Source organism: Anabaena sp. FACHB-595 (assembly GCF_048568275.1).
Lineage (GTDB): Bacteria > Cyanobacteriota > Cyanobacteriia > Cyanobacteriales > Nostocaceae > Trichormus.
This window is the reverse complement of record NZ_CP183473.1, coordinates 1,841,561-1,859,466: the sequence shown is the minus strand read 5'-3', so window position 1 is coordinate 1,859,466 and position 17,906 is coordinate 1,841,561. Positions and strand designations below refer to the sequence as shown.

Below are 17,906 nucleotides of genomic sequence, written 5' to 3'. Positions count from 1 at the left end.
TAAAAGGGATCTGGATCTACTAATTATTAATGGTATTTAAAGGAAAGATAATGTAACAAGTAGCTTTTAAATTATGAGAAAGTTACTATGGCAAAAATAGCATTATCATTCTAAAACAGATCGCTATTCAACTATTTTGGTGTGAGAGATGACAGAGCGGGATATCCCAGAAAGTTGGCATCCAACCAGAGGAAGAAAACCAGATGAGATAGATGGTGTGTCCCGATCGCCACAAGTCGGTGATACCCAAGCATTTGGTGTCCCGGCTCCTGGTTCTGCTAATACGGTGAGGCAACGAATAGATTATACTACCGAAGAATTACCTATAAATCAGCAATCGCCAGTAACTAATATTACGAAAAAAAGTTTTGTTAAGTTGCCTCGCTGGATGCAGGGTTGGGTGGGTTGGGCTTTATTGTTAACGCTCCTTCCTGGTGGTATCGGGTTTCTGGCAATGGCAATGTTGCTGAAGTTGCCATCTGCGCCTAACTGTCCGGCGATGTTTTGGCCTTTGGCAAGTGCTTCAGTGCGGATACATTGCGCTCAATTGGCAGCTTCTAAACAAACGGTTGATGACTTGTTGCAAGCGATCGCTTTAGTCAAGCAACTGCCACAAGATCACCCACTGCGGGGCGAAGCTGACAGGTTTTTAGAAGACTGGTCGCGGGATGTTTTAGAATTAGCAGACGAGAGTTTTCAGGCAGGGAATTTAGAACAGGCGATCGCTACAGCCAAAAAAATACCTCAAGACCTGAAAGTTTATAAATTGGTAGATGAACAAATCAGCAAGTGGCAAACGATTTGGAACCAAGCTCAAGGCATATACACGGAAGCAGAAGAGGAACTGCGGCAACAACGCTGGCAATCGGCGTTCATGGTCGCTTCTCAATTACTGCGTGTAGATAATAAATATTGGGCAAGCGCCAAATACGACCAACTCAACGACATTATCACCTCATCCAAGGAGGATGTGGACAAGTTAGACAAAGCCCAAAGATTGGCTAATAGTAAAGTTGTAGATAATTTACTAGAAGCAATTAAACTGGCTGAGTCGATTGAGCAGAAAAGTTACTTGTATCGCAAAGCCCAAGAATCAATTCCCGCGTTTGGACGCAAGATGCTGGAGTTGGCACAGGCAAAGATGGATGCACGGGATGCAGATACAGCTTTAGAAATTGCTAGGCAAATCCCTGAAAGTACTGGATTGCAAGCGGAAGTTGAAGATTTTATGGCTTTGGGTGATGCTCAAAGGAACGCTTGGTTGGGTAATATTGCAGGTTTGGAAACGGCAATTAGTCAGGCACAACAAATTAACGCGTCTCGACCAAACTATGATCAGGCTCAACAGTTAATTAGCCGTTGGCAGTTGGAAATTGAAGATGTTGCCCGTCTAGAAAGGGCGCAGGGATTAGCGAATCAAGGTACAATCAATGACCTAGTAGCGGCGATTGCAGAAGCACAGATGATTCCTGGTGGTAATCCTCGTGGTTCGGAAGCTAGACAAAATATCAACCGTTGGCAGTCGCAAGTTGAAACTATCGAAGATAGACCATATTTGGATCGGGCGGAACAAATTGCCTTGTTAGACGATGTTAACTCTTTGCAGGCAGCGATCGCGGAAGCTGGTCAAATTCGTCAAGGTCGGGCTTTATATCCAGAAGCACGTAGAAGAATTAGAACTTGGGTAGGTAAGGTACAGCGCATTCAAGACCAGCCTTATTTAGATCAAGCACGGGAATTTGCAGCACGGGGTGATTTATCGGCGGCGATTAATGCAGCTCAAACCATAGCATCCTCCGGACGGGCGCTGTCTGGGGAAGCACAAACTGCAATTGATGACTGGCGATCGCAAATTCGCGCCAGAGATAACTGGAATCGCGCCAGGGAAGTGGCGGCGGCTGGTACTTCACAAGCTCTAGCGGAAGCAATACGCATAGCCAATCAGGTATCTAATAATAGTATTTTGCGGATGGATGCAAATGTAGCTATTGATCAATGGGGTCAGCAAATACTAGATATTGCTCGTTCTGAGGGTAGTTCTGATATGTCTAAGGCGATCGAAACTGCTCGGTTGATTCCACGCAGTAGTTCTGCCTATAGTGCGGCGCAGGAACAAATTAAAATTTGGCAGCAATTTCTCAATCCTGCACCTCAGCCTCAGCCTGAGCAATTTGAGCCTTCAACTATTATTAATGGGCAGTAGTTTGGATCTAAGCTATTGTGCTATCCCTGATAGGGATTGATGTTAAATTATGCTGAATGTGACGCGTGTAAACGTGAAACCTTAGTGTAATAACAATTCAATTAATGATTGCAACACATCCTTGGGTGAAGACGCGATGAATCGCCTGTCTACAGATGGTTTATTTGTCGCATTCTTTTTCAAATTGGTATAACTGGATGTAGGGGCTTTCAAGAGTAGGTTTTTTGTATTGAACCCCTAAACCCCTACATCCTTACACCCCTACATCTTAAGGATTTGCACTTATCTTCGTGTCATTCGGATGAGAGCTTAATGCACTCAGAGATTCGGAAGATTGGTATCTTGCCTGAACAATGGGGTAGGAATCCCAAACATTCTTATCAGTCAAAGATTTGACTAACTTGATATATTCGGCGTGCGCCCAAGCTAAAGGTGTGGCGCTATTCGTTCCTTCACCAGTGATGTATTTATGAGCAGTATTAGCACCAACACCATCCCACACTTGTTCAGGAAGCATGAGACTTTCGTTAGCAAAATATTCCATTGCTCGTACATAAGTATCCCGTAGTTTAGCAACCTCTTGATCGCTAATAGTTCCTCCATGTTTAGCTTTAGCTAACTCAAGTTCATAATGACCACGTTCACCAGTGAAGAACGGCCAAATCCTTCCTCTGCGATCTTTTTTCTGTCCGTCATCAATATCCCGAAAGTTACTACCATCGTTGATTTGTTCACCATAGCCATCATTGCCATAACGTCGGAATCCTGGATACTTTTTACCATCAAAAGCTATGTCATACCTAACCCTTAAAGCTTCTGAGAGGTTGATATTATCCAAGGCGCAAACACTGGCAGCAATGTGAGCATCATCTCCTTTTCTGACTCCATAACGTACCAGTTCCAAGAAACCACCATCTAAAATCTGGCGTTCATCCGCTTCTAGTAAACTATTGTTGTCGTGGATGCGACTTCCATCGTTAGGATCTGCATTAGGGGTAACTCTCAGAAGATATTCACTAGAGCCATTACAGTTCTTAACATCTCCAGTTGTGGTAAACATAAATTTATCCACATTCTTTTGATATTCATCTGCTTTACTGAAATAGAATGCGGCTGCACCAGGATCATCAGCTGCATTTTCAGCAATATCAGCTGCCGCAACTAACCCAGTAATAATCGCAGCCGTTGTAGAGGGGGAATATCCTGATTGTTCTTCCCATCGTTCTTGATGAGTGCTTGGTGGATTTATCTTGCGGTTGTTTGCTTGATTAGAGGTATGTATATTGACATTACCGCCATTAGCCAGAAATTCTGCGGCAGGTTTCAACATCGTGCGATATTGCTGAGTGATTTCACCATCCGACAAGACTCCGGCTTTCCACAATTTCCAACCCAACATAATGGGCATAGCAGTTTGATCTAACTGCACTCCCAGCCATTCCAAGGTTCCATCAACGTGAGTTTTTTGTAAAAACCAGCCTGTAGCCCCAGAGTTACCTAGTGTATCTGATTGCACTTGTACTTGTGGGAGGTATTTAAAAGCCGTTAAAGGAGTTTCTTTATCTCCTAAAGCTAACAACGCCATCGCCGCTTGATAAAAGTCTCTCGGCCAAACCGCTCGATAGCCTGTGGCAAAGGTGTCTGCGTTCACAGTATCTCCCCAAGGAACGGATAAAGAAGCAATTAAAGCCCCTGGATTTTCTTTATCTTCCATACTTTTGAGGGTGAAAGCACTAGCATATAGCTGTTTCCCCTTGTCACCAGTGTTGGCAATCATGGCCGGCAGATTGCTAAGACTTGCTAGATAATCTTCCCATCCTACAGCGTTGCCTTTGCCGTTGTATTTTGCTAACAGACTTTCGTAACCTTCTTTTAAAGAAGCATCGGCTTGTTCAGTTGCTGCTTCATAGGTGCTGCCAAAGCCTACAGCAATATTAAAGGTGGAAGTTTGTCCTTTACTGAGGGCAGGCAGTTGACCTATCATAGCTACACTCCCCGGCTTGCTCTGATCAGTGTAGTCATAAGTCCAGTCCATCACCCCGTTGTCTTTTAAATCTTGATAGCCGTCACTACGAGCTACATATCCAGCTGAGGTTTTCACAAAAGGTAATGAACTCTTCAAACTGAGATAAACAATTTCTCCTTCCCTAGCATTGAGACTATCGCTTTTGACAAAAGCTACATCTTCTTTGCCAGTATTATTCATGTGAGGATTGATGAGAATGTAGGGGGTAATGTTATCCTCATTCGCAGTAAAGATCACTTTTGTAAACAAGGTTTGGTGATCAGGATCGGTAAAGATGTGCTTTTCAATAGTGTATTTGCCTTCTTTATCCGTATTGATGACACGATAAGCGGGAGAAAGCGGTCTACCATCACTATCTTTATCTAGATAGTCCACCTTGCTTTCGGTAGCAACCTTCTCTTCGTCAAAAAAACCTTTTCCTGTGACTAAAAATTGTAAGTCGTTGATCTGGGCGCGATCGATTTCTCCATAAGCGGTTTCCGTCACAATGCCTTGAGCAATCGAAAACCAAACCTTGGAGATGGCATTTGTAGGAGCGCGATCGCTATATTTGTTATTCACATACTGTTCATAGGATGTTCCAATGCCTTGCTTTCCAGCATAAGACCAAACAGAGGAAACACCCGGTGCGCCTGGTGCAATACCACCGCCGACTGCCCAAGCAGCGTTTGTTCCTAAGAACAAAACCGAGCAAAGAGCAATTAAGTTAACTAACAACCAACGTTTCATATAGATGAGTTGTATTCCCTTGTGAGTACAATTGAGCTTGGTATTGATGGACTATTCAAATTTGAAAGTGAATGTACGGGTTTTGCCTGTGATCCAGTGGATCACATAGACTGAAATGCACATTTCGGGATATCTGCATTCAAATTACCCAGGTGCATTTCGCATAAAAATGTCTCCTATTCGCTTGTAAACAGCTACGACAGATAGAATTTTTTCCATAGTAAAAATAGTCTCACTATGCCAATGTTTTCAAAAAACTGATACTAGGGGCGAAAAAATACTCGCCACCTTTCATATTTATCCAGAGTTGAAAATTGTATTCTTCTGTTTCTGGTTCACCCCATTTTTTAGGCCATTTCTGAGTTCCTGATGGTTGACCAATTAACGGATCTGGGCCAGTATTCACCTGAACAAAATTCTGAGGATTAGCCCATCTTGATTGCATAAAATTAAACTGATTTTCAATATTGGATTGAAAGCAAAGAAACAGTAATCCTGAACCTGAAACTGGTTCTTTACTCGGATTATTTTCGCCATAACTCACTGCCCGACGAGTAATTCTATGACCTCTTTCTTCCTTAAATGCTTCATCAAAGTGACCATCAGTAGTTAGCAATCTAGCTGTATCTCCACGAGGATTAGTCTTGCGTGTATGAGAATGAAATGGACATTTAGTTGCTGCTAAATCGCCATCATAATTAAAGTTATTCGTGGGTGTAACTGCGTAAGTTGGTATATCTGAAAGAGTTACTGGAGTACCATCAGCAAAACGACCTACAATTAACGCTCCAGCTAAATTTTCCTGAATGTTTAATTTTTGAGCTAATTTACGCTGATCTTCGCGGAATGCTTTCACATTCTGTTCGAGTTTTCGGTAGACTAAATAACTGCCATAGCTATCTTTTGTGTTCCCGTTAGGATCTTCAACTAAAATACTATCCAAAGGAGCTTTCGGATCCCATTTATCAAAATCACAGTTGTTCACCCTCTCTCGCACAACGTCTCGTTTCATAAACAAGGGTTGACTTACACCATCAACAAAGCCAAAGTGTTCAATAATTTGTCCAGCCTGATTTCTGAGAATAAATCCATCTTCTCGGTGAACAATTTCCGCTATTTGACGTAGCTTTTGCGTTATTTGATTGACAATTTGTAATAAGTCTACAATGTCATCATCGGCAATCAAAACTAAGGCATGAATTTCACTCTGAAATCCTAGTTCCCAGGTTGCAATTTTAGGATCACCCAAGGAACTTCTAATTTCTTCATTTTTCATACCCATTCTAAAGGGCTTATCTCCAGGTATTTGAAACGGTTCAATTTCTAAATATTCATATCCGTGACGAGACAAGAAAAAGTTAGCGAATACATCTCCTGATACGCCTTTTTGTCTATATTTAAACGCTTCATCTGCCTGCTTTTTTGCAGAGGTTATATAAGTTTGAGCAAAACTCTGAATCCACTGCTTAACTACTTCTACTTGCTCAGGCTTGAATTGTAAAAATAGATGAACACTATGATCTCGTCCATGTCCTTTCAGAATATTACCCTGTAAATCATTCAGCAGATTTCGGTATTTACCAGGATTTTCTGAATCAATGCCATCTTCTGGTAAGTTTTTCAAATCTTTTTCAGTCAGTGCCATGAATTAATTCCTTTGCCAATTATGCTCATGCCAAAGTAACAAAATAGGGTTAAGCTGCAAGCTTGACTATCTTCGCCAGGGAAGGCTTACCTAAGTTGTTGAGGTAAAACATCATATAATACCCAGGAGGATAAAGATTTTTATTCTCTGGTGCTTTAAAGCTGATGGAAGACTCATCTCCTAAAACAACATCTTCTAGTGGCAATTGTGCTAACCGTTGTCCATAATCGAAAGAGTGAGTTACTGACCCCAGTTTTACCAGGACAAGAGAGCCATCTTTAGTCGCATTCTTGACAGATATAGTATTAGATTGACTGTATCCCAGCTTATTGGGAGCTTTAAGAATTTTAGGGCGAGAACCAGGCTTAAATAGATAAGGAGGACTGAAGATTTCCCCTTGCCAAATTTCCGCAGGCACAAAGGGTTCTTTGTCATCTTTAGCAAAATAGCTTTGAGGATTTTGATAATATTCTTCTAGATTAAATTCCTTCTTATTCTGTCCAGACTTATCTCTCAGATCGGCGAATTTATAATAGGTCTTGGCATCTTGTAAGATATCAACATGAGCAGTGCCATCTTCATCCCTTAAAGCGCGGTTAGCATTGCCCCCGATCGCTAAAACACGAGCATCCGGTAATAATAATGCTCCATTATGATATAGCCTGGGGAGTTTTGCAGGATTCATCGGCTTGGTTTGATAACCCCCAGGAGCATCAGCAGCAGTCATCAACAGAGGCTCATAGACAGGCTTATACTCTGGATATTCGCCACCATTAACAACTAATATTTCCTGCGTCGGTAAAATTACAGATTGGAGATTAGCTCTGGGCTTATCCAGAAAATTTGGCACAATTTCCCACTTGCCGTTCTTTTCACCACTTTTTGCCGGAGATAGCCAACGCTGTAAACTAGTAGCAACTCTTGATCCTGGTGGGAAACCATTAGTATTATTTAATCGCCCAAAGTTAATGCTATTAGTGCCGATGATGCCCCCAAGGAGTAAGACATCTTCTGAGTTGGGAACTTGTAGGGCTGTTCCATAGGCTTTGGAGCTTTCTGCCCTATCTGGGCCTACTTCAAAGCTGACAGATAATGCCCCCTCTGTATTCTCTTTGACAGACATTAAATAGCTTTTTTTACTGCTATGTGGGACTAAAACCCCAGCAATACCAGCCTCGTCTCCGGTAATCAAAAGTCTACCATCAGCAGTAGGAAAGACGCGAGGATAGAGGTCTATACTATCGTAGCTATCTACATCTTTGAGTTTGGTATTAAAAGGACTATTCTTGATAGTTGTGAGGTCTATGTACTGGAGCTTTTCTGTTTTGGGATCATAGATTTCTAAAGTGGGATTAATCTGATTTGGCGCATCAACTTTTAGTCCTGAAAAGATAACCACTTTACCATCAGCAAGGGAAATCAAACTGGGATACCACCGTCCTTGTTTGAGTGGTTTTAGAGCCGACCATGTTCCGGTTTTCCAGTTATACAGGTTGATTTGTCTATTACCTGTAAATGCGCCTCCTGGGTAATAGCGTCCAGTTCCACTGACAAAAAGAATGTTACCGTTGGATAGTTGCAGATGTCCGGTGCAGAATAAATCATTGGTTTCCCCAGCCTGGATAGATGGTGGGGAGGGAATGCGCTCAAATTTTCCAGTTACAGGGTCAAGAAGACCTGTATTATTGATGACATCATAATTTCTGACATCAACTCCCTCAACAAGATCGACGTTCTCTTGTTCTTTTACTTGAGTGGTGCGAAAACTACTACCATTAACTACTAAAACTTTTCCATTAGGTAGCAAGATTGTATGCACAGACTGCATTCTGTCTTCTGGAGGGGGCATAGGTAGAGTTTCCCAAGCCCCCATTTCTTCTTTTGTCCCAATTATGGGGGTAGCGATCGCCTGCTCCCAACCGCAGATACTAATAACGAAAGCCAGGATAAAGACTAGAAAAACCGAGACAATTGTTAGGCGTTTTGATTTGGAGACTATCATAGCCAACTATTTAGCGCTGATTTTATTTAATTCTTTTCGAGTTACCTTGATGGCCTCATGAGCAATATCGTAAGCATTGGGGTATTGATTTGGAGGATCTTCATCAGGTATCCAAAACTTACGTCTGGTCAGACGCAGAGAGTCCACAAAAGCGGGGATAGCATTGAATATCTCCACGGCGATCGGGCCGTCATAAACCTTGAGAATAGGTGCTAAAAAAGATTTCCAGGGAAGCCAACTGGTATGAAGAGCGCCGCGATCTGGGGGAGAAACTTGCACATAATGCAGTCTTCTTTGTTGGGCAAGATACTCCACTTGTGTTTTAAATATCTCTGGCCCCTCACCATCTAAGATTTCATGGGCGCTATCAATGACTACTCCCACTTGTTTACTCGTAACGCCTTTGAGAAACTCGATTAATTGAGATAATTTGTTGGGGCCTGGTGTTTCCCAATGGGTGATCGGTTCAATGGCTAATTTAACTTTTTTTCTCTCTGCATATTCGCCTAACTTATTCAGAACGGGTTGGGCGTTAGCATAACGAACTTTGAGATGTTCTTGAAGTTTATCACTCCAGATAGGTTCATTGAAGTCTGTTGTCGGAAAAACGCCGTAAGGGATGACAATTGGCCCCATCATAATTTCACCCCCTAAAGCGGCGGTGATATCAACCCGTGACTTTAGATACTCTAGAGCTTCTTGTCGTTGTTCTGGATAGCTAGAAGAAGGATCGAAGGTGCGGGTAGCTCCCACGTTAGTGGAAATTTTCACGTTTTCTAACCCTTCACTGTCCAAACAATGGCGTAGATTCGTGTAATTTTTTAAATCTTGGGCGTAATTTCCGGGAAGTCCGGGAGCAATGGGAAACTCAAACCCACTATAACCAAAAGTTTGCAGCTTTTTGATATGAGCTACCACAATTCGCCGATAATCTAAGTTATCAGGTTGCAAATTAGTGGTAAACATAAAAAAGCTGATGTAAATATCAGGCTTTGCTGGCAATTTACTCATTTTGTTATTTTTTTTGAATTGGTATTACTTAGTAGTCCTTACCCGTAAGCCATTGAATCAATGCGTCGGGATTCTCTATCACAGCTTTTGGATCAAACATCGGCCAAATATAAACAATACCTTCTTCGTCAAGACGAAAGAAGTTGTGTAGGGTGTATAGAATTCCTTTTGTTGTCCTCATCTGCCATACCCCACTTGCTCTTGGGTATTCAACAGTGGTTGACATGATGTTCACCTCTGACACACGGGTTGTCACACCCTTTAGAAAAGATATAACTTCCTCAATTCCTTTGAAAGTATTACCACTAATAGGACTCAGAAACTCAAGGTGACAAGAAAACTGTACTTGGGAAAAATCACCAGTTTCAAAAGACCGAAAGTAAGTTTTAAGCATCTCATGATATTTTTCTGTATCCATTTTTTTAGATTCCCAGGATTAGAGTTTTACAAGATTATCAAGGTTTTACATTCCAAATTTGACGAGAAATTTTCCAGCGATCGCAATCCTTTTTCATTAACCATAAAGCTCGATATTTGACTTGTCTTGATGGACTGCCATCTTTTGGGCGAATTGTGGCTAAAGAAATACCGATGACATAACCACAATCGCCTTTAACTTCGATTTCCTCGGCTGTGAAAATCGGATCAATATCTTGATTAGCTATGGTGTCAGCAAACCCTTCCAAAATATCTGGTATACCGCAGCGATCGGGCCCATTCGGTGGCATCCATAGAGCATCTTCCGTATACATATCGGCATAAGCAGATAAGTCTCTCCCCCGGACATTATCGGGATAGACTTCTTCAAATATGCTTCTGATCTGATCTTGATCATGCAATTTCATTTGTTTTCCTCGGTTACTAAAACTTATATATTCTGGCTCTTGCGTTGGTTTTATGATGTGGCATTGAAATAGCCGTTTTATAGCAAGGCTTAAGAACTTCAACTCCAGTCCTACTAAGGAATATAGGCTCTGATTAGATTTTATTTCTTATTCGACTCCATAAAAGGAACTGAAGAGCCTATATCCTTACCTTTATTTTTCCCATAAACACAGGTAAGGACTAGGCTGTTCCATATCTAAATTACATAAGTAGGATTGGCAAAATATCTATTCCACAATATTTGGATATGATGCAAAGATGAAACTTAGATGTGGAACAGCTTCCCAGATGTAGATAGTATGACAATGTTGAAATAGATTACAACAAAAGTGAATAGCAATTTTAAAGGTATGCTATTCATGGAAATAGGTTATAAGTCAGTCACTTGGCGTAAATAATTACGAGCTATTAAAGCATAAGTTAAAGGATTAGCTTTGTTTGGATCTTGTTCTGCCTCTACCATCAGCCATCCTTCATATTTAGCTTTAGCAAGCTCTTGTAAAATTGGCTGAAAATCAATTGCACCATCTTTATCTCCCGGAACAGTAAATATTCCTGCTCGGATGGAGTCTAAAAAGCTACGACCAGTTTTTTTCGACGCATCTAAAATTGGCTGACGAATATTTTTCAGATGAACGTGTTTGATCCGATTAGCATACTTTTTAGTGACTGCTAGAGGATCAACTCCTGCATAGTACAAATGACCAGTATCAAGCAGCAGCTTAACATTTTCAGAATCAGTACCTTTCATCAATCGGTCAATATCCGCGAAGTTTTCTACTCCTGTACCAATATGAGGATGATAAACCAACTGCATACCGTTTTCGTTGGCGATGGAACCCAGTTTATTTAGCCCCTTAACTAAATCCACCCATTGCTCGTCAGTAAAACGAGGTCTGTTAACTAAAGGGTCTACACATTTCTTTTGATGAACAGCACCACCCAATTCAGCAACCACAATATTTTTGCCCTTCATTTCCTTCATGAAAGCTACTTGCTTGTTGAATTCTTTAAGGGTTTCATCGTCCTTTCCCTCTGTGAATAAAGTTCCTACCCAAGGTTCAGAAATTTTCAAATCACGAAGTTTTAACTCTTTTTTTAAATCCTTGATTTTTGAGGGAAACTTAGGTGACATTTGCGAACCTTTGAAGCCAGATAGTGCCATTTCACTTAAAATCTGCTCAAAAGGGATAGGGGGGTCAAGATCAATAGTCAGATCATCACTATTACTCCAACCAGTCGGTGTGATGCCCAAATTGACTTTTGTGGGGTCGAATGTTGGGTTTAAGAGTGCAGGTTTAGATGAAGGAGTAACTAGAGATACTAGAACCGAATTGTTTCCACTTGGAGCAGCAGTAGCGGGAAGTATAAAGCTATTTATCCCCACCAAGATAAAGACAAATGATAGGGCAAATAAACGACGAATCTCTTTGATTTTGGACAAAATTGATGATCTATTAATCTTGCACTCATTTTTTGCCAACATGACTTATTGATTCCTATTCTTTGCTCAGGTATGTAAATTAGAACTCTCAAATAATCAGCAATGAGTTAAATATATATAGGACTCATACTTGATTTTTGAAATACACGTAGGGGAGCCACTGTGTTGGACGGGTTCCGGCTTGGAGCAAGTGGCATTGGGCAATGCCAACCAAAACCATGATCTGGTGGGCAATGCCCACCCTACAGATACGGATAATTTTATGTGCAAGCGCAGGCTACGCCAACAGAAATCAAATCGGATTCACATATAAAACTCATTGCTAACCATGAGAGTGAACTTAAAGCGGTGTGTAAATTTTCTCTAAATTTCAAGTGTCAGCACCGCTTCAAGTGAAGAATTCATTGATATGCCTTTGCGAGGATGAGTGTTCAAATATTCTCAGGACTCATCATCAAGATTATCGTTAGGATTCAGGTTTTACTGAGTAGCTCCAAACTTAGCGACATCTCCGTTATAAGTAGTTCCGTCAGGCATTAGCGAATTGGACAGATCGGTTCTATAGAAATTAGTTCCCTTAAGAATGGCAGATGATAATCTCGTATTTCTCATGTAGCTACTGGAAAAATCTGCATTCGATAAATTTGCTCTAGAAAGAACTGCCGCTTTGAGCTTTGTATTTTTCCCCGAAGCATTAGACAAATCTGCGTCAGAGATAACTGCCTCTGTTAAATCTGCATCGCCTAAATTAGCGTTTAACAATTTTGTCTTACTCAGAAGGGCATTATACAAATCTGCATGAGAAAGATTAGCCTCCGTTAGATTGGCACTTGATAAGTCAGTTCCCATCATGATAGCCTCTGATAGATTAGCTCCTGTGAGGTTAGCTCCTTCTAGCTTGGCATCATTGAGTAGAGAACCGGAAAGATTTGCTTTGGATAAATTTGCCCCAGCAAGTGCGCTACCATATAAATCTTTATTCGATAGATCAGCTCCTGATAGATCGCAATTAACACAGGCGTTTGTTACCAGTAACTTAGTCTGATCTGAAGGAACAAAAGCGTTAGCGGGTGAGATAAAGATCGTTAAGCTAAAGAAAATTGAGAGGGCAATAGTAGAGATTCTAAGAAACCAGGATTTAATACTCATGTTTGCTCTTTAAACTAGAAAATTGTGCAATTTTTTCAAAATCAAAGACGGGTCTTTTTTTACCCTTGGGTGAGGTTGAGGTTAACCCCTACACAGAAGAGATGTTAGCTTTTATTCAAGCTAACTAACGGGGGTTCGCTCCAAGTCCCGTATCCCTGGCCTTTCGCCCCAGGTGGGTTAACACCGATCGCCGGCCATAAAAGTCCTTCTGGATAGGCCTGCGGACTGATAATAAAGGTTCCATCCTTTTCTTTGGTGCCAAAAACTTCCCGCCAAGATTGTGGCAGTGCATACCAAGTAGCTATGTACCAAATCTTAATGATATTGCGGGCGATCGGGCCAAATTTTTCAGATGCCAATATTTGTTTGATAGATTCGTGGTTTTTTTCTGTTTTTTCAACCTCCAACTTATGAAAATTTGTTAAGAGTTCTCCAAATATATCTTCACCAATGATGTCCCGAATGTTTTCAAAATAAAGAGTAGCAAGGCCTGTTCCCTGCAATTGAAACTTGGAAAAACCGGTAAGAACCACTGAGAGATTAAGGAAATACTCCCTAAATTCAGGTGTATTAATATCCATCAATTATTTACCTCCACAAAAAGTTTAAATCTCAACTCAAAGTTAGCTAAAACTTATCTAACCGAAAAATAGGAGCCGCATTCACCTCTGGATTTCCTGGAATAGGATTACGCATTAAACTATTAGCCTGTTCTTTGAGGCGGAACATTCCCCCAACTGCGGGAATTAACTGCTCAGGATGCCCATCAAAAGCGTATTCAATTTTGGTTAAGAATTCTCTATAGGCAGAGTGAAACTCTAAGGCTGCTGTACGTACTTCCGAACCTTCTGGATAATCGCTCAGTTTGGCATTATCTTTAATGGGATAAACTGCCTTCCAATCTACGGTAAAGGATTTGCCTGTAGGCTCATTGGGCTGATCGGATTTTGTCGGATCATCCTTGTCGATCACATAATATTGCTCTAATAAGATTTGCTGAAAACGATAGTCATGGGCTAGTTCTCGTTCTGCATCATAGATTGTTCCACTTCTTGACCCTTCACCTTGATCTTGAATCACTTTCAAAGCTCGTATGGCTGAACGCAGGTCGGTCACAGGGATGATGTCTCCACCACCGTTATAGTAGTATTCGGGGGTGATTTGTCGCTGAGGATCGCCACAAAATAGATCAGGACCCTTTTCTTTATAGAGTGCGTTGAGACCACGAATGATCTCTGCATAAAATAAGCCAATGCTGTAGAAAGTCTTGGTCGGATCGCAGCCTACAACTTCTAGTAAATATTCTTGTAAGGTTCGAGACTCAACTAATGGATCACCTTCTTCAACATCCTGAGACCGTTCAATCTTACGAAAGGTCTCTATAGTCTTTTTGGAAAACTTGGTTAAACCTACTTTAAAGTCTGTAGATCCTGTAGGTAGATAGCTCGGATATTTGGGAATAAAGTTAGGTGCTGTCAGGACTGGTGATGCAAACGAGCCTCCCACGGCATTATAAACATTAGCTACAAGAGTTAGGTGTAACATTTCTTCTACAGCAACCTCCCGGATAATATGAAAAGCTTCTAAATTTGTTCCGGGTTTAATAGAGTAAAGGGCTGTCATGTAAGGGGGAATGGTTGCGTGTTCTATCTTCATTGCCTGGATGAGATAGTACTTCAATTGTTCAACTGTTGTAATCAACTTTAAGCTATCGGCGGCTATAGTCATAGTTTTATTTGCGATGTTTTTTCGACTTCGTAAAGGGTAATAGGGAGTGTCATTAAATAGGAGTAGAATCCTATTTATCTCTGAGTTTCAGCCCTTATGGATTTTTGGATTCAAAGTGCTGAAGCCTTTTTGTCATAGAGCATAATTTTCATTGATGATAAGCTCTAGCTAGCTTGCAGATTACTTATTTGCAAATTACTGACTGGCAAGTTATAAGAATTCAATTCTTGCAGCATATGCTCGGCCGTTCTAAAACTCAATGCCGCAATGGTCAATGTTGTATTGGAACTACCAATGGTTGGCATACTTCCTGCGCCGACCAGGAAAAGATTTTTATGATCCCAAGAACGCAGATAACTATCAACAACTGAATTCAATGGTGTTGTTCCCATGATATGAGTTCCCGAAAAGTGGTTTCCACCTTTGTATACGTAACCTTCACCCTCAAACTCAAAATAGGCGGGGTCTTGAGGATCGTAGTGAGTATAGTCTTCCGCACCTAAACGCTCGAAGATGACACGGGAGACTTTTCTGGTGTAAGCAAGGGTTCTACGACTGTAGTCGGGTAGGTTAAAGTTAATGACGGGACGATAATTACCCAGTTTATCTTTGTGCCTTGGATCGATAGTTACTCGGTTACCGTACTCAGGGAGTAATTCACACATGAAAGCCAACAGTAGTTGTCGTGAAATCCGACTAATCAATGTCTGGCGCAGTTCTTGGCCATATTTGTTTTTATTATCGACGGCATCTTCCACTTCACTTTTGGGTGATCCGGTAGCCCATCCCCAGCCATCATTGTGAATATCTACTGCGAAGGCGGATTGTTTTTTACGAAAGTCGCCTTTACGAAATGTTCCAATTCCTGATGTCACGAGAGGCCCTCGCATAGTACCAGTTACTTCAGGCATCAAAGCCCAAGCTAAGGTGAAAGGGTGATCCATTAAATACCGCCCTATCAATCTACTGGTGTTAGGCAAGTCAGAACCAAGCAATAGCCTAGCGTTTTCAACTGCATTCGTTGCTAAGACAAATAATGTTCCCTTAGCAATTCCTGTAGTGTACTCGCTAGAATTGGGTTTTTTATAGTGCTTATAGTGAATGGCAGTGATGCGACCAGTTTGGCGATCGTATTCCACTTTATAAGCCACTGCTTGGTAAAGTACATGAACTTTACCTGTTTCAAAGGCTTTACTTAAAGTTCTGCGAGCATCATATTTTGCTTGAACTGGACAGATAGGAACACAGTTAGCATTTCCTTGGCAACGTTCCCCATATTGAACAGGATGGACACTAGTAACTCCATCAGGAACAAAGAGGTTACCTTGATCATATTTAGGATTGGGTACTCCATTACGAGCTTGAGGAAACGTAGAGAAGCTTAATGTGTGAGTCTTGCCATAAAGTTCAACATTAGTGCCATTGACTTTCTCAATAACTTTTTGATCCAAGTAAGAGGGGGGGAGCTTTTCCATCGGGAAAACGTAGTCTTGGGGAAATTCAAGGCCTAGCGCTCTCTGCTCATCTACGTCTCCACAAACGCCCATTTCATGCTCGGCTTTGCGGTAGTACGGCTCAAGATCATGATAGTCAATCGGCCAATCAAGACCTTGTCCGTAAGTACTCGATAACTTGAAATCTTCCGGTAACATCCGTGGGGTTTTTGCTTCCCAGTGCATGGTTGTCCCACCCAGAACCCTTGTATAGGAACCAGCAAGAGGCATGGGGCCCTGCTCAATAAAATAGTCGTTGTAATCAGTGGGGCTTTGAACATTGGAGTTAGCGGGATATGGGGAGTTAGGATTTTTATCCACCGCTTTGTAGAAGGTATCAACGTAACTTTGAAAGCCTGCAAGAGTTAAATCCTTGTGTACTGTAGCTTCAATGATCAAAATCCTCTTACCCTGTTGACTTAATTCTTTGGCAACAATGGCTCCAGCTACCCCTGTTCCGACTATGACGGCATCATAAACGGTTTTAGATACTGTGTCACAATCGACATTTACCATTTGACTGAGGCTCATAGATTATTCCTTAAAAGTTGGTCTTTGACGCGAATCTCTTTGGCAATATCTCCAGATATGAAATGAGAGGAGTTTTGCTTCAGCAATGTCTTTATTGAAAGCTCCATTACTGATTTAAGGGAGTCAACACTAACGGGCTTTTTAATAATGTGCCAGTAAATTCTTCCAGAAAAGTCCGTAATGTTTACCTGTTATCAAGTCTAGTAACACACTAATGAGCTAATTCCGATTGCAGTAAATTAGGATACAAACCCCTTTCGTCAGAATGAAGACCTTTTGAGTAATCGATTTCTGAGTTTATAGATGAATATTGCCTCTGATTTACATAATTTTTAAGTTATGTCGTTGGCAAACAACATCATATTATCATCACCATAAAAACGTAGCTGTCAATCAGTAAGATTACGTAAACTATGTGGAATACACGCATTACTAAGGTTTTTTTGACTGCTTCACCTATAGTGTGACGTAGCCCATAACCCGCAGGCAATACATCCTGTTCTTATGTTTCTAGGTTTGGTTGGGGCTAGACAGCTTGATAAATTGCTGCCATACGCCGTAAAAGTGATTCGCTGTTAGCGAAATATTTCTTCACAGTTTTCCTAACTTATTTGGCAAATTAATATTGCATGAATTTGATTTAAAAAATTAAATAAAAGTTAATACTGAAAAGTTTATAAATTTCATAATTATTTAATTATATATGTCCAATATAGGAGTAATAACTGCTACTTATTACTTTTGGAGTTTGAGTTTATAAATAGGGGTTTTTCGGTAGAAGGAAGGGTGATACTGACGATACCTTGTTTTTCTGGTAAAGATAATGGTAGAGGCTTCGTCAAAACAGACTTTTTCTGTTCATTTAATAACCTAAATTTGGCTGGAGGTGACTGGGATAATCCACCAAAAGGTAATATAGAATAAGAACTGAAGATGATCCTGAGTAATCAAGCCTTAATTGCTCTGAGGAACTAATACAATCAGTGTATTTTTATCTGTTTGAGATGCGCGTCGCCCCTCCTCGTGAACGTCCAGACGCATTCCCCTCTGGTCTGGAATT

Annotated in this window: 12 protein-coding genes; 1 reads left to right on the top strand and 11 read right to left on the bottom strand. The window is 41.0% G+C overall.

Annotation, left to right across the window (positions count from 1 at the left end; genetic code table 11):
- Nucleotides 1-148 precede the first annotated feature (148 nt).
- Nucleotides 149-2,203: a hypothetical protein gene (locus ACN222_RS07885; protein WP_010995756.1), complete on the top strand. Its 2,055-nt coding sequence runs from the start codon at nt 149-151 to the stop codon at nt 2,201-2,203.
- 268 nt (nt 2,204-2,471) lie between these two features.
- Here ACN222_RS07885 and ACN222_RS07880 read toward each other — a convergent pair whose 3' ends face one another.
- From ACN222_RS07880 to ACN222_RS07830, 11 genes are all read right to left on the bottom strand, one after another.
- Nucleotides 2,472-4,958 carry a glucan 1,4-alpha-glucosidase gene (locus tag ACN222_RS07880; RefSeq protein WP_010995755.1) on the bottom strand — a complete coding sequence of 829 codons (2,487 nt, stop codon included), beginning with the start codon at nt 4,956-4,958 and terminating at the stop codon, nt 2,472-2,474.
- Between the two features lie 235 nt (nt 4,959-5,193).
- Nucleotides 5,194-6,603, bottom strand: a complete 1,410-nt coding sequence (locus tag ACN222_RS07875; protein ID WP_010995754.1) for a Dyp-type peroxidase — start codon at nt 6,601-6,603, stop codon at nt 5,194-5,196.
- A 49-nt stretch (nt 6,604-6,652) separates the two neighbouring features.
- Nucleotides 6,653-8,605 carry a galactose oxidase early set domain-containing protein gene (locus ACN222_RS07870; protein ID WP_010995753.1) on the bottom strand — a complete coding sequence of 651 codons (1,953 nt, stop codon included), beginning with the start codon at nt 8,603-8,605 and terminating at the stop codon, nt 6,653-6,655.
- Nucleotides 8,606-8,611: 6 nt separating this feature from the next.
- Entirely contained in the window at nt 8,612-9,616 is a 1,005-nt protein-coding gene (locus tag ACN222_RS07865; protein ID WP_010995752.1) for a sugar phosphate isomerase/epimerase family protein, read from the bottom strand.
- Between the two features lie 28 nt (nt 9,617-9,644).
- On the bottom strand, nt 9,645-10,034 hold the full coding sequence (locus tag ACN222_RS07860) for a DUF4904 domain-containing protein (RefSeq protein WP_010995751.1): 390 nt from the start codon (nt 10,032-10,034) through the stop codon (nt 9,645-9,647).
- Nucleotides 10,035-10,071: 37 nt separating this feature from the next.
- Complete coding sequence (locus ACN222_RS07855; RefSeq protein ID WP_010995750.1) at nt 10,072-10,461, bottom strand: YybH family protein; 390 nt, start codon at nt 10,459-10,461, stop codon at nt 10,072-10,074.
- 410 nt (nt 10,462-10,871) lie between these two features.
- Complete coding sequence (gene iolE, locus ACN222_RS07850) at nt 10,872-11,945, bottom strand: myo-inosose-2 dehydratase (protein WP_231865518.1); 1,074 nt, start codon at nt 11,943-11,945, stop codon at nt 10,872-10,874.
- Nucleotides 11,946-12,425: 480 nt separating this feature from the next.
- Nucleotides 12,426-13,094, bottom strand: a complete 669-nt coding sequence (locus ACN222_RS07845; RefSeq protein ID WP_010995748.1) for a pentapeptide repeat-containing protein — start codon at nt 13,092-13,094, stop codon at nt 12,426-12,428.
- Nucleotides 13,095-13,198: 104 nt separating this feature from the next.
- On the bottom strand, nt 13,199-13,675 hold the full coding sequence (locus ACN222_RS07840; RefSeq protein WP_010995747.1) for a hypothetical protein: 477 nt from the start codon (nt 13,673-13,675) through the stop codon (nt 13,199-13,201).
- 46 nt (nt 13,676-13,721) lie between these two features.
- Nucleotides 13,722-14,822, bottom strand: a complete 1,101-nt coding sequence (locus ACN222_RS07835; protein WP_010995746.1) for a ferritin-like domain-containing protein — start codon at nt 14,820-14,822, stop codon at nt 13,722-13,724.
- A 164-nt stretch (nt 14,823-14,986) separates the two neighbouring features.
- On the bottom strand, nt 14,987-16,846 hold the full coding sequence (locus ACN222_RS07830) for a GMC family oxidoreductase (RefSeq protein WP_010995745.1): 1,860 nt from the start codon (nt 16,844-16,846) through the stop codon (nt 14,987-14,989).
- Nucleotides 16,847-17,906: the final 1,060 nt, after the last annotated feature.

Coding starts and splice junctions, on each gene's coding strand:
- ACN222_RS07885 (WP_010995756.1), top strand. CDS start 149: ATGACAGAGCGGGATATCCCAGAAAGTTGGCATCCAACCAGAGGAAGA.
- ACN222_RS07880 (WP_010995755.1), bottom strand. CDS start 4,958: ATGAAACGTTGGTTGTTAGTTAACTTAATTGCTCTTTGCTCGGTTTTG.
- ACN222_RS07875 (WP_010995754.1), bottom strand. CDS start 6,603: ATGGCACTGACTGAAAAAGATTTGAAAAACTTACCAGAAGATGGCATT.
- ACN222_RS07870 (WP_010995753.1), bottom strand. CDS start 8,605: ATGATAGTCTCCAAATCAAAACGCCTAACAATTGTCTCGGTTTTTCTA.
- ACN222_RS07865 (WP_010995752.1), bottom strand. CDS start 9,616: ATGAGTAAATTGCCAGCAAAGCCTGATATTTACATCAGCTTTTTTATG.
- ACN222_RS07860 (WP_010995751.1), bottom strand. CDS start 10,034: ATGGATACAGAAAAATATCATGAGATGCTTAAAACTTACTTTCGGTCT.
- ACN222_RS07855 (WP_010995750.1), bottom strand. CDS start 10,461: ATGAAATTGCATGATCAAGATCAGATCAGAAGCATATTTGAAGAAGTC.
- ACN222_RS07845 (WP_010995748.1), bottom strand. CDS start 13,094: ATGAGTATTAAATCCTGGTTTCTTAGAATCTCTACTATTGCCCTCTCA.
- ACN222_RS07840 (WP_010995747.1), bottom strand. CDS start 13,675: ATGGATATTAATACACCTGAATTTAGGGAGTATTTCCTTAATCTCTCA.
- ACN222_RS07835 (WP_010995746.1), bottom strand. CDS start 14,822: ATGACTATAGCCGCCGATAGCTTAAAGTTGATTACAACAGTTGAACAA.
- ACN222_RS07830 (WP_010995745.1), bottom strand. CDS start 16,846: ATGAGCCTCAGTCAAATGGTAAATGTCGATTGTGACACAGTATCTAAA.